The 12671-nt window shown below is 44.2% G+C and carries 13 protein-coding genes and 1 pseudogene; 10 read left to right on the top strand and 4 right to left on the bottom strand.

All coding sequences use genetic code 11. The features are described 5' to 3' along the window. Positions 1–4 precede the first annotated feature (4 nt). The 6 genes from V7M78_RS02015 to V7M78_RS02040 all read left to right on the top strand — a co-directional run bounded on the left by V7M78_RS02015 (position 5) and on the right by V7M78_RS02040 (position 7656). On the top strand, positions 5–1456 hold the full coding sequence (locus tag V7M78_RS02015; RefSeq protein WP_333645896.1) for a sensor histidine kinase: 1452 nt from the start codon (positions 5–7) through the stop codon (positions 1454–1456). Positions 1457–1472: 16 nt separating this feature from the next. Beyond that, entirely contained in the window at positions 1473–2447 is a 975-nt protein-coding gene (locus tag V7M78_RS02020) for a GerMN domain-containing protein (protein WP_333645898.1), read from the top strand. Positions 2448–2500: 53 nt separating this feature from the next. Further along, positions 2501–4879: a ComEC/Rec2 family competence protein gene (locus V7M78_RS02025; protein WP_333645900.1), complete on the top strand. Its 2379-nt coding sequence runs from the start codon at positions 2501–2503 to the stop codon at positions 4877–4879. A 42-nt stretch (positions 4880–4921) separates the two neighbouring features. After that, the gene (holA, locus tag V7M78_RS02030; RefSeq protein WP_333646047.1) at positions 4922–5893 is read left to right on the top strand and encodes a DNA polymerase III subunit delta; all 972 of its coding nucleotides are present in this window, start codon (positions 4922–4924) and stop codon (positions 5891–5893) included. 111 nt (positions 5894–6004) lie between these two features. Beyond that, positions 6005–6319: a FeoA family protein gene (locus V7M78_RS02035; protein WP_333645902.1), complete on the top strand. Its 315-nt coding sequence runs from the start codon at positions 6005–6007 to the stop codon at positions 6317–6319. After that, a complete protein-coding gene (locus tag V7M78_RS02040; RefSeq protein WP_333645904.1) occupies positions 6310–7656 on the top strand; it encodes a ferrous iron transporter B in 1347 nt (448 codons plus the stop codon). The genes V7M78_RS02035 and V7M78_RS02040 overlap by 10 nt, the downstream gene beginning before the upstream one ends. Here the strand turns inward: V7M78_RS02040 and V7M78_RS02045 are convergent. Beyond that, positions 7643–9037: a recombinase family protein gene (locus V7M78_RS02045; protein WP_333645906.1), complete on the bottom strand. Its 1395-nt coding sequence runs from the start codon at positions 9035–9037 to the stop codon at positions 7643–7645. The genes V7M78_RS02040 and V7M78_RS02045 overlap by 14 nt on opposite strands. A 163-nt stretch (positions 9038–9200) precedes the next feature. Here V7M78_RS02045 and V7M78_RS02050 point away from each other — a divergent pair, with 163 nt between their 5' ends. Continuing rightward, positions 9201–9347, top strand: a complete 147-nt coding sequence (locus V7M78_RS02050) for a hypothetical protein (protein WP_333645908.1) — start codon at positions 9201–9203, stop codon at positions 9345–9347. A gap of 145 nt (positions 9348–9492) precedes the next feature. Here V7M78_RS02050 and V7M78_RS02055 read toward each other — a convergent pair whose 3' ends face one another. Further along, the gene (locus tag V7M78_RS02055; RefSeq protein WP_333645910.1) at positions 9493–9669 is read right to left on the bottom strand and encodes a hypothetical protein; all 177 of its coding nucleotides are present in this window, start codon (positions 9667–9669) and stop codon (positions 9493–9495) included. A gap of 125 nt (positions 9670–9794) precedes the next feature. Here V7M78_RS02055 and V7M78_RS02060 point away from each other — a divergent pair, with 125 nt between their 5' ends. Then, complete coding sequence (locus V7M78_RS02060) at positions 9795–9980, top strand: hypothetical protein (RefSeq protein WP_333645912.1); 186 nt, start codon at positions 9795–9797, stop codon at positions 9978–9980. A gap of 39 nt (positions 9981–10019) precedes the next feature. Here V7M78_RS02060 and V7M78_RS02065 read toward each other — a convergent pair whose 3' ends face one another. After that, a complete protein-coding gene (locus V7M78_RS02065) occupies positions 10020–10241 on the bottom strand; it encodes a DUF4318 domain-containing protein (protein WP_333645914.1) in 222 nt (73 codons plus the stop codon). A gap of 180 nt (positions 10242–10421) precedes the next feature. Here V7M78_RS02065 and V7M78_RS02070 point away from each other — a divergent pair, with 180 nt between their 5' ends. Then, positions 10422–11117 carry a class I SAM-dependent methyltransferase gene (locus tag V7M78_RS02070; RefSeq protein WP_333645916.1) on the top strand — a complete coding sequence of 232 codons (696 nt, stop codon included), beginning with the start codon at positions 10422–10424 and terminating at the stop codon, positions 11115–11117. 280 nt (positions 11118–11397) lie between these two features. Here the strand turns inward: V7M78_RS02070 and V7M78_RS02075 are convergent, their stop codons facing one another. After that, the gene (locus V7M78_RS02075) at positions 11398–11598 is read right to left on the bottom strand and encodes a cold-shock protein (protein ID WP_333645918.1); all 201 of its coding nucleotides are present in this window, start codon (positions 11596–11598) and stop codon (positions 11398–11400) included. Between the two features lie 194 nt (positions 11599–11792). Here V7M78_RS02075 and V7M78_RS02080 point away from each other — a divergent pair. Beyond that, positions 11793–12641, top strand: a pseudogene (locus V7M78_RS02080) (nucleoside recognition domain-containing protein); the annotation flags it as partial. Positions 12642–12671 lie beyond the last annotated feature (30 nt).

Consider the following 12671-nt stretch of genomic DNA (forward strand, 5'->3'; position numbering starts at 1 on the left):
GGGAATGAATCTGGAGGTACAGGGAAAAGCCTTCCGTCCCCGGTATGCCATAAGCCTGCGGCTTACCCTGATTCTCATCTTTATGGTGGTTGGAATGCTGCCAGTGCTGATTCAGGGACAGGTTATGGCGGGCTCTTACCGGCAGAACCTTATTGGGTCCAGAATGCAGGAGGTTCAGAACCAGTGCTGGATTTTAAGCAATAAGATGACAAGGGCAGGATATTTGACCATGGAGCCAAGGGATGCCCTTCTGGACAATGAGATGGCCGTAAAGGCAGGGATGTTTAATGGGCGGATTGTGGTGGTGAACCGGAATTTCAGGATCATCAGCGACACCTTTTCCCTTTCTGTGGGAAAGATCAACGTGTCGGAAGAGGTGATCCGCTGCTTTAACGGAGAAAACAGCAGCAAATACAACTCAGAAAAGCATTATTCTGCAATGGCAATTCCCATCTATTCCAACAGCCAGGAAAAGGAGATTGCCGGAGTGATGATTGCTACAGCCTCCACAGAGGACTTGCTTGACCGGATTTCAGATGTAACGGAAAAGGGAATGTTTCTTCACCTCATGATATTTTCCACATTGGCACTCCTGGTATTTTTCCTGGCAGCCCTTATCATGAAGCCCTTCCGGGGCCTGCAGCGGATGCTTGACCGGGCGGCGGAAGGAAACCTGGATGAGGACATCAGCTCCAGAGCTTATAAGGAAACCAGGCAGATATCCGATTCCATTAATCTGACCTTAAAAAAGTTAAAGGCAGTGGATCAGTCCAGGGAGGAATTTGTTTCCAACGTTTCCCATGAGCTGAAGACTCCTATTACTTCTATCCGGGTTTTGGCGGATTCCCTTATGGGGATGGAGGATGCGCCTACAGAGCTGTACCGGGAATTTATGAGCGATATTTCCTATGAAATTGAGAGAGAGAGCAAGATCATCGATGACCTTCTGACTTTGGTTCGTATGGATAAGACTTCAGGAGGAAATTTAAACATTGCCCAGGTGAATATTAACGGTCTGATGGAGCTGATTTTAAAACGGCTTCGTCCCATTGCCGGAAAGCGGAACGTGGAGCTGACCTTTGAAAGCATCCGGGAGGTGACTGCTGACGTGGACGAGATGAAGCTGTCCTTAGCTCTCAGCAATCTTATGGAAAATGCCATCAAGTACAACGTGGAAGGCGGCTGGGTCCGGGTGACTCTTGACGCAGATCACAAGTTTTTCTACGTAAAGGTGGCTGATTCGGGAATCGGTATTCCCGAGGAATTCCAGGAGCATGTATTTGAGCGGTTCTACCGGGTGGATAAGGCCAGATCCAGGGAAACAGGCGGTACGGGCCTGGGACTTTCCATTACCAAGAAAATCGTACTGATGCACCAGGGGGCCATTAAGCTTCAGAGCAAAGAAGGGGAGGGGTCCACGTTTACAGTGCGCATTCCCCTTACCTACATATCATAGAGACAGGAGGCATTTCATGAAAGGACGAAAGAACATTCTGATCCTCCTGGCGTTTTTAATCTTCCTGACCGGATGCGGGAAAAAGCCCGGCAAGGAAGAGGCGGCTGTGGATGGAGTATACAAAATTTATTATTTAAATTCTGCCATGACAAGGCTGGAGCCTCAGGATTATGCCATGCCCCAGAAGCCGGAAAACTCTTCTCTGGAGGAAATGGACTGGAAGATCACCGGCTTACTGGAGCAGCTTCGCACAGTTCCAAAGGATTTGGACCGTCAGGCCGCTGTGCCGGACAAGGTGGGATTTGAGAAGTATAAGCTGGAGGACACGGTTCTCTACCTTTACTTTGACAACAATTATGCCATGATGAACGGGACCAGGGAGATTTTGTGCAGGGCGTCTCTGGTCAGGACCTTAACCCAGATTAAAGGGGTGGATTATGTGGCCGTCTATACGGCGGAGCAGCCTCTTATGGATGTTTTGGGAAATCCCGTAGGCCCTATGACCAATACGGATTTTATTGACAATATCAGCAATGTGAACACCTTTGAAAAAACGGAGCTGTCCCTGTATTTTTCCGATGAAGCAGGAGAAAAGCTGGTAAAGGAGACGAGGGAAGTGGTTCACAGCGTCAACACCTCCCTGGAAAAGCTGGTTATTGAACAGCTTATAGCAGGGCCGGGAAGGCCGGGGATGAATCCGACCCTTCCTAAGGACACAAAGCTTTTGAATGTATCTGTCAATGAAAATGTTTGCTATATTAATTTTGATTCCTCATTTCTCAACAACGGGCTGGAGGTCAAGGAATACATTCCTATTTATTCCATTGTAAATTCTCTGGCAGCGGTTTCCTCCATCAACAAGGTGCAGATTACGGTCAATGGCTCCCAGGAAATGATGTTCCGGGATTCCATTTCCTTAAATCAGCTCTTTGAGAGGAACCTGGATTACAATGCGGAGAATGAGGAAGAAACAGGAGGAATAGAAGAATAAAACGCCCATTATGTCTGATAGCAGGGGGATTTGTACTTGGAGAGACTGCCGCTTTGCTGACTTTGACATCTTGGCTTTTCATCCCGGCCTTTTTGGCCGCCGGGATCATTTGTTATGGTTATATGAGAGGCAGGAATACCCTTTGGGTCTTTTTGCCTCTCATTTTTTTATACCTTGGTGCAGGACGGGCCGGGTATGATTGCAGAAGATGGGAGGAACGGGATGAGGTTATAAGGGAGCTTTCCGGAAAATATGTGGAGGCCCGGGGGAGAGTTTCTTCTTTTGAGGAGAAGGATGGGACGCTTCAGATCGTTTTGAAGGAAAACAGAGTGAAGGAACAAGAAAGAGAATATTCTGTTTCCAGGTTGATGGTGTCGGTTAAGCTGATTGAGGGGCAGGAAGTGCGTGATGGAGGAGACGAGCTGAGGCTTGGGCAGGTGGTTCGGGTAAAGGGGGAGATACAGCCGTTTCCGGAAGCCAGGAACCCGGGGGAGTTTGACAGCCGGGGATATTATCATGGATTGGGGCTTGACGGAAAGCTGTTCGGGGAAGAAATGGAAATTTATGACTCCGGCTACAGTCCTCTTTTTGAAGGGCTGCGCAGAGGCCGGGAATGGGGGAAAGAGATCATTTACCGGCATACTTCTGTAGAAGACGGCGGGATTTTAACAGCGGCTGTTTTGGGTGATAAGAGCGGCCTTCCCAAAGAGATTGAATCTTTATATCAGAAAAATGGAATTGCCCATCTTCTGGCAATAAGCGGAATGCATATGTCTTTTCTGGGGCTTTCTTTTTACAAGGTTTTGAGAAAGGGTGGGTGTGGATATGGAAGTGCTGGGCTGGCAGGGACCGTTTTAGTGGTGTTGTACGGGATTCTCACTGGAAGCAGCTCCTCCGTGGTAAGGGCGGTTATTATGATGTGCGTGGGATTTCTGGCTGCTTACCTGGGAAGGACTTATGATCTTTTATCTTCTGCTTCCCTGGCTCTGCTGTTTTTGGGAATTCAGTCGCCTCTGTTTCTTACTCAGGGAGGGGTGCAGTTGTCCTTTGGGGCTGTTTTTGCCATAGGGGGATTGAGCCCTGTCCTGAGAAACTGGCTGGGAAGAGACCGCTTTTTGTCGGGGGCTGTTTCCACGGGAATTGCTGTTCAGGTGATTACTATGCCCTTTACGCTGTATCATTTTTATCAGATCCCCTTTTATGGCCTGTTCTTGAATCTGCTTCTAATCCCTCTGATGGATGCAGTGGTTTGTTCTGGCGTGGGTGTGATTTTCTTTGGAAGTTTCAGTTCTGTTCTTGGTACAGCAGCGGCAGGGACGGGACATTATATACTTGGGTTTTATGAATGGATTTGTAAGGAGATGGAAAAGCTTCCGGGATATAGCCTGACATTTGGAAGGCCGGAGCCTGGGAGGATAGTGGCTTATGGATTGGTTTTGCTTGCTGGGGCAGTTTGCTTGAAGGTATGGGAAGAGAGCCGGGCAGGGAGAGATGGGGAGAAGAAAGATAGGGAGAAGGAGGAAAATGGAGGGCTCATTTATGGTTTTAAGGTTCTCTCCTTGATTGGTGTGTACTGCCTCTGTATCCTGCTTTTAAAGCCTGGCCCGGTAAAGGGGCTGGAGGCAGTATTTCTCGATGTAGGACAGGGAGATGGAATCCTGATTCAGACGGGAAAGTCTGCGATTTTGGTGGATGGAGGAAGCACCTCTAAAAAATCACTGGGAAAGTATTCTCTGGAGCCTTGTCTGAAAAGTCTGGGTGTTTCCAGGATTGACTTTGCATTTATCAGCCATGGAGATCAGGACCATATAAGCGGAGTATCTTATCTTTTGGAAACCAGCCAGGATATAGAAATTAAAAATCTCATGCTTCCTTATCATGGAAGGGAGGATGAAGCGGTAAAAAAGCTGGAAGCCCTTGCAACAAAAAGAGGGGCCAGGGTGGGATATGTGGCTGCAGGGGATATATTTCGGGCGGAAGAGCTGCTCATTTCCTGTCTCTATCCAGAAAAAGGGGACAGCCCGGAAAATGCCAATGAGGGGTCATCGGTTTTAAAAATGGACTATGGAAATTGCAGAATACTGTTTACCGGAGACATAGGGGAAGGCAGCGAGGCCCTGCTTTTGGAGCGTCCAGGGGAAAAGCGGCTGCTTGGGGAGGTAAATGTGCTGAAGGTGGCCCACCATGGTTCTAAATTTTCTTCCGGAGAAGCATTTTTAAATGCAGTAAGGCCCCGCTGGGCAGTGATTTCTTATGGGGAAGACAATTCTTATGGTCATCCTCACAGAGAGGTTTTAGACCGTTTTAAAGAAAAGGGAACGGAGGTTTTTCATACGGCAGAAGGAGGGGCTGTTATGATGTGGACCGACGGAGAGAGAATCCGGTTTTCAAGTTTCGTTGACGGAGATGGCTTATCCCGGTATAATAATTAGAAAGTAAGTATAAAAGAATTCATGACAGAGAGGAAAAATGTGATGCAGACTCTGGCTCTTGATATAAAAAACCACAGTTACAGACCTGTCTATCTTATCTATGGGGAAGAGGCATTTTTAAAAAACAGCTATAAAAATCAAATGAAGACCGCCATTGCAGGTGATGATACCATGAATTTCAACCAGTTTTCCGGAAAGGGGATTGATGTGAGAGAGATCATCAGTCTGGCAGATACCATGCCTTTTTTCGGTGAAAAACGCCTGATTCTGGTGGAGGACAGCGGATTTTTTAAATCAGCGGCAGAAGAGCTGGTGTCATATCTGCCTTCTATTCCTGAAACCACCTGCCTGATATTTGTGGAGTCTGAGGTGGATAAGCGGAGTAAAATGTTTAAGAAGGTAAAAGAACTGGGGTATGCGGCGGAAATGGGCCGCCAGGATACGGGCCAGCTTGCCAGATGGGCGGGAAGCCTCCTTGCCAGGGAAGGAAAGAAGATTACGGGAAATACCATGGAATTATTCCTTCATATGACAGGGGATGATATGGAAAATATCCGGATGGAGCTGGAAAAGCTCATAAGCTTTACCTTGGTAAGAGAAGTGATTACAGACGAGGATGTGGAAACAATCTGTACTGTGCGCATTACAAATAAGATTTTTGACATGGTGACAGCCATAGTGAACCGTCAGCCCAAAGTGGCTATGGAGCTTTATGAGGATCTTCTTGCTTTAAAGGAGCCCCCTATGAGAATATTGTTTCTCATTGCCAGGCAGTTTAACCAGCTTTTGCAGGTGAAGGAGCTGATGGGAAAAGGAGTAGACCGGGGAGGAATTGCTTCTAAGCTTAAGATTCCGCCCTTTGCAGCCGGAAAGCTGATGCCCCAGGCCAGATCATTTTCCAGGGAACAGATACTGTCCGGTGTCAGTTTATGTGTTGAAACAGAAGAAGCTGTGAAAACAGGAAAGTTAAATGAGCGAATGGCTGTGGAATTGCTGCTGACTTATCAGTATTAAAATGGAGGGGACCCCGGTATTTCAGATTCAATCTTAAAAAAGGAACCTGATTTTTGTCAGGTGCATATGTTAGCATATGGAAACATCTGGAAATGCCCGGGAGGTTAAGAAATGTCTGATAAGGCTTGTTTGACAGATTTAAAAAGAGGTGAAAAGGCAGTCATTGCAACATTGTCTGCCTGTAATGATATGAGAAGGCGTCTGCAGGATATGGGACTGATTGAAGGAACTATAGTGGAATGTCTGGGAAAAAGTCCTTTGGGTGATCCTACCGCATTTCTGATCAGGGGAGCGGTCATCGCCCTCAGAAGTGAAGATTCGGGAAATGTTTTGGTCTTCAGGACAGGCGCTGAAAAGGGAAAATGCTGTTATGGAGAGGAAATAGCAGCGGCCTCTGTGGCGATGGAGGACCAGGTATGGGACTGAGCAGGGATTCGATGGGAATTAAATCCGTGGATTTTGGACTGGAAATCAGAAAACGGAAGGAAGATGATAAGGTCATTGCCCTGGCCGGGAATCCCAATGTGGGGAAAAGTACAGTCTTTAACCAGCTTACTGGAATGCACCAGCATACAGGAAATTGGCCAGGAAAGACGGTGGCTAATGCCCAGGGGTGGTGCAGTGACGGCTCCCAAGGGTATGTTATGGTGGATATACCGGGCTGCTATTCCCTCATGGCCCATTCCACGGAAGAAGAAGTAGCCAGGGATTTTATCTGCTTTGAAAATCCTGACGGTGTGGTGGTGGTTTGTGATGCCACCTGCCTGGAGAGAAATTTAAACCTGGTTCTGCAGATCATGGAGGCAGCTTCTAAGGTAGTAGTATGCGTAAATTTAATGGATGAGGCCAAAAAGAAGAAGATTCATATAAATCTTGATCTGCTGAAACAACGTCTTGGAGTTCCTATAGCAGGCACAGCGGCCAGAAGCAAAAAGGGCCTGGACCAGATTTACAGCAGTTTAAGACTCTGCCTGGATGAGGGAGAAAATGAGGAAATACCAGATACCCCTCTCATCCTGTATCCTGACTATGTGGAGGAAGCAATTACCAGGTTGTCACCTTTGGTGGAGGAAATGGGAAATGGGAAGGTAAATACCCGCTGGCTGTGTGCCAGACTGCTGGAGGATAATGAGAATCTGATGGAGGCTGTAAGAAAATACTTAAAGCCTGTGGCGGAATCAGAGGAAATTAAGGTTGCTTTGGAGGAGATTTACAGCCAGTGGCAGTCAGAGGGCATTACACTGGAAAAGGCCAGGGATGATATGGCTGCAGTCTTTGTAAAACAGGCGGAATATTTATGCAAAGGCGTGGCGACGTACGAGAACCAGACCTATAACCAGAAAGACAGGAGGCTGGACCGGCTTTTTACCAGCAAGCTTACCGGCTTTCCAATCATGTTTCTGATTCTGTTGGGAGTTTTCTGGCTCACTATTACAGGAGCCAATTATCCATCCGGAATTCTGAGCAGCGCCCTGTTCGGACTGGAAGGAACTTTAAGCAAAATGGCTGATTCAGTAGGGGTACCGACCCTTATATCAGACCTCTTGATCAGGGGAGTCTACCGGGTCCTGGCCTGGGTGGTATCGGTTATGCTTCCTCCAATGGCTATTTTCTTTCCTCTGTTTACTCTTTTGGAGGATTTCGGATACCTTCCAAGAGTGGCATTCAATCTGGACCGCTGTTTTAAGCGGTGCTCTGCCTGCGGGAAGCAGGCGCTTACCATGTGCATGGAGTTTCTGAACTTGCAGTTTAGGCTTGCCTGATGATGATGTTAACATGGTCATCATCAATGATGATCTTATCAATGAGTATGGTAAGACAGTACCGCTTTTCCTGAAGGTCTCCGGAAAGAAGCAGGTCTGCAAAACGGTCCTTTGCTGCTTTTAGATCTATCAGGGTGGGCTTTGTATCGTTAATAGTATCCATGGTGCCCTGTAAGATGCTTTTTTCTTTTGTCAGAGTGTTGATCTTTTCTGTAATGGTATGTATGGGGATGTTTCCCACCTGATATAAATCTATAAGCTTTTCAATTTGCTTTTCAATTTCTTTTATCCTATGGCTGTAATCAAGGCTATGGGGTTCTTCGGGGGATAAATCTTCCAGCTCACTAAAGTCAAGACCGGAAATGTACTCAATGACGGTTTTGTCTAATTCTTCTGCTTTCCATTTTTTGTTTTTACAGTCAGGGTCAATTACATAACGTTTATCGCCTTTGGTACGGCTGTAGCACGAATAATTCCCGTGCTCTCCGTGAAACTTTGCACCGCATTTTCCGCAGTAGACAAGGCTGGAAAGCAGGGTGCTTGCTTTGAAGGGGGAACGCTTAAGGGAATCCATGTCTTTTCTGGAGGTACGGAATATTTCCTGCACCTCATTGAATAGTGCTTCCGATATAATGGGTATGTGATTTCCCTGGTATACTGCATTCTTAAATTTCACCTTTCCTATGTACACCTGATTCTTAAGGACGTTACGGATCAGGGTTTCACTTTTCCATACTCCGTTCTTTGAAGCATATTTTTTATTCATGTATTGCCAGCAATCATGGACAGTATGACCGTTTGCAAAACGTTTATAGAGCTCTTTTACCTGTAAAGCTTCGTATTCATTGATAACAAGATTTCCGCTAACATAATGATAGCCGGTAGGGGCATATCCACCTCCGTGAAAATATCCGCTCTTTGCCCGGCCAATTCTTCCCATAGTGAAACGTTCTGTAATCTGGTCCTTTTCCAATTGAGCAAAAACAGAAAGAATACCGATCATGGCTCTGCCCAATGGGGTTGAGGTGTCAAAGTTTTCATTGATGGATATAAAATCCACATGGTTGGCAAGAAATTTATCTTCAATTAGCATCAGGGTATCCTTTTGGCTTCGGGACAGGCGGTCTAATTTATAAACGATTACCGCATCCAGGCTTTTGTTTTCCACATCTGAGAGAAGCTGCTGCAGGCCTGGGCGGTTTATGTTTCCGCCTGAATAACCACCGTCAGTATAGAATTTGACTATGGTAATATCCTTGGCTTTGCAATATGCCTTCAGACGGTCTGTCTGCTCCTCTATGCTGTAATTTTCCAGCTGATTATCCGTTGATACACGTACATAGCAGGCTCCGTTTATCATGATATCATCTCCCTGCTTCATTGTACGTTTCTGCCTGCAATGGTATGCTGTAATTTGAGCAAAGAAAAAAGCAGGCAGCCTCGGCTGTCTGCTAACTTTTGAATGAATATACGCAGTGAACAAATCCTGGTAAGGGAAACAAATACAAACCGTAACGCATAGGATTTACAGGGAGATGGTACATATGGCAATTACTGTTACAATTACAGGTCCGGATGGTAAGGTATATACAGATCCGGGTCAAGTTAAAATCACCAGGGAGGCCTTTCCGGAGTTCTACAAAGTGCTGGAAAGTTATGAACCTAAAAGGCGGAAAGAGAAAACCGGCTGAGGCCGGGATTGGTGGACAAGCAAGATACTAAAACATAAATATGATCCCACTGCAAGATCTTCCAGGAAAGTATAACAGGTGCTGGAAAGATGGTGCAAAAAATAACAAGGGAGATTTAAACCTCCCTTGCGTGACAGGATGATGCCTAATTTGATGTAATTCTAGGTTTAGGGCCTTCACCCGGAGGAGTATAAAATGGATTGATATAATCGCTGTCTGGTGGAGTATCGAAACGATGATCTGTATTGGTAACATTTTTATTACTGGTATTATTGTCTGCAGCACTGCCTTGTTTGTTGGAAGAGATATCTTTGTTATTCAAGATTGATGCTCCTTTCACTTTTTTAGTAGTGTCTGCAGAACATAAGATAATATACAAAATGTTAAGTATTTAGATCAATGGAGCATATTATGAAAAATTAGCATTTTAGAGAGGAGGTAATGTTTTTGGAGAACTTATCCTATGGGCATACATACAATCTTCAAATAACACAGGTTGAAAAAGCGTTTGGTGAATTAAGAGTATTGGTTGCTATGAACTATGATCCGGCAAAAGGGAACTCTGATACGTATAGCAAGATGAAAGAAATGGTTGAGTGTTTTATCGGAAAATTCAGAAGTGAATTTTGTTAAAATAAGGTGTGAGAATAATTCAAGATGATTAAAATACTACTAATTTTCCTTACAATGAATATAATACCCGCCGCGAATCATAGAAATGTCAGCAATGTAAAGTACATTATTTAAGCGAAAGGATACAGGTTTTTGGGTGCTTACAAATTCTAATTTTTCACCAGATGATATTGCATAATTTTCTATGCATGAACAAATGTCTTTTGCAGATGGATAAGTTAGCGAATCTTGCAAATCGATATAAAAGCCTTTTTTAAACATAAAAGCTCCTTTCGGTGAATTATTCCCACATATAGATTATACAAGAATATAGAAATAAGTTAAATAGTGAAATTAGGCTTTTATGGATTACTGTACATTGGAAATTTAATATTGATAGTTAGAAGGGGGTGTTGTATTATTAAACAAAGTATATGGGAATTTAGTCGGAGGGTTAATACAATGAAAATGCATTTGGAGTTAGTTGCCCAATCGTATGATAAAGGAATTGATTTAGGACGAAAAGGGATTGATTCTTATCAGAGCCTGCCTCCACATATTACAAATGATCCTAATTATCCTTTGTATCTGAAAATGCGGATGGATGAAACACTCTCAGACAGTGGTCAAAAAGAAATAGTGGAATATCTATCCCCCAAAAAAGGCATGAACTTTATTGACCTTGGGTGTTGTTTGAACTTAATGTTTCGAGGATATAATGAATGGACATCAACGTATTATGGAGTTGATATAAGTGAAAAGACCATAGAACTGCTGCAAGAATTTGTCCACAATAATAACGTTACGATTGGCTCTTTATATTGCGGCAGCATGCATGAAACACCATATGCTGAAAGTTTTTTTGATATCGGTGCATGTATTGGTTCGCTGGAATATTTTGAAAAGGACTTTGTGGCGCAGGCAATTGCAGAAGCTTATAGAATAATGAAACCAGATGGTAAATATATACTTGATATTCCAGATGTAGGAAGTCCTGAATTTCAAATTACAGCACTTATTGAAGAGCATCTGGGGCGAGCTGATCGATATAATATATCGAATAATGAATTTGAGACAATGTTGATGCCATATTTTAAAGTAGTTAAAAAAGCGAAAATGGGGCCGATGATTCAATACTTTCTTATTTGCACCAAATGAACAATAGAGAAAATTTGTTTAATTCCAATTTAATAATATTAATCACCAACTACTAACTATTGATTTTAGGTTAGTAATTTTTTATTGCTATAAATCAGATAAACTAATATTTTAGGTTGAGTCAGCAAGGAATATACAATAAACCCTGCTGACTTAGCTGTAATAATAAACATAGCTCTGACTTCTCTAATATACAGATTTTTGGTGCGTATACATTTTATCAATTTGGTGTTTTGAAGAAAATGGATAAATTAGATGTGTGTATTAGTTTATCAGAAGATTATGCAATGTGTACATTAACAGCTTGTAAACCACGGTTTCCGTTGGTTGTTTCAAAAGTAACGGACTGGCCATCTTCTAAAGACTTGTAGCCTTCCATAGCAAGACCGGAGAAATGAACGAATATATCGTTTCCTTCTTCATCGCAGATAAAACCAAAACCTTTTTGTGCATTAAACCATTTCACTGTACCTTTATTCATAAAAGATACCTCCTTAAAATTATTGCATTTTCATAAAATAAAAAATTCGCATACATGTGTAAATCATCAATAGAATAATGACTTACCAATATATGCGAAATCATAACTTTATTAAAACACCAGCTGAGTATAGCATGGAAGTACAGGTAAGTCAAGAGATATTATAAAAATGATATTTTTGCAAATTTCATAATACCATGTGCATGGGCTTTGGCTGTAACGCAGCCGGAATCATAGGCTGCCGCATCATCGACTCCCCAAGGGAAAGACTGATTGCCATGATTACCAATAACTTCGTCCCCTGCAATGGACGGTATCCCACCATGATTGCTATCATTGCCATGTTCTTTGTCAGCGGAGCGGCCGGTCCCTTTTCCACCGTATTATCAGCCGCCATTTTATCAGGCGTGATCATTCTGGGAATATTTATGACTCTTGTCATCTCCAAATTGCTGTCAATAACCATATTAAAGGGAGTTCCCTCCTCCTTTACCTTAGAACTGCCTCCTTACCGCAGACCCCAGATCGGAAAGGTTCTCCTGCGTTCCGTTCTGGACCGCACCTTATTTGTTCTCGGGCGTGCTGTGGCAGTGGCAGCCCCAGCAGGTCTGGTCATCTGGTGCATGGCGAACATTACCATAGGGGATGCCACCTTGCTGGCACATTGCTCCGGTTTTCTGGACCCCTTTGCCAGACTCATGGGGCTTGACGGAGTCATTCTCTTAGCCTTCATCCTGGGATTTCCGGCCAATGAAATCGTGGTTCCAATCATCATCATGACCTATATGGCAGAAGGAAGCCTCCGGGAAATTCACGACCTGTCTGTCTTAAAAGAGCTTCTCACCGACAATGGCTGGACCTGGATTACAGCGGTCAGCACTATGCTGTTTTCCCTGATGCACTGGCCCTGTTCCACCACCTGCCTCACCATCCGAAAAGAGACCCAGAGCATGAAATGGACGGTTGTTTCCTGGCTGGTGCCCACTGTGACCGGATTTGTGGTGTGCTTTTTGTTTACAACAGCAGCAAAGGCCTTCCTTTGATGTTTAAAGTGCCCTCCTTCTGACAACAAT

The organism is Lacrimispora sp., assembly GCF_036758025.1.
GTDB lineage: Bacteria > Bacillota > Clostridia > Lachnospirales > Lachnospiraceae > Lacrimispora.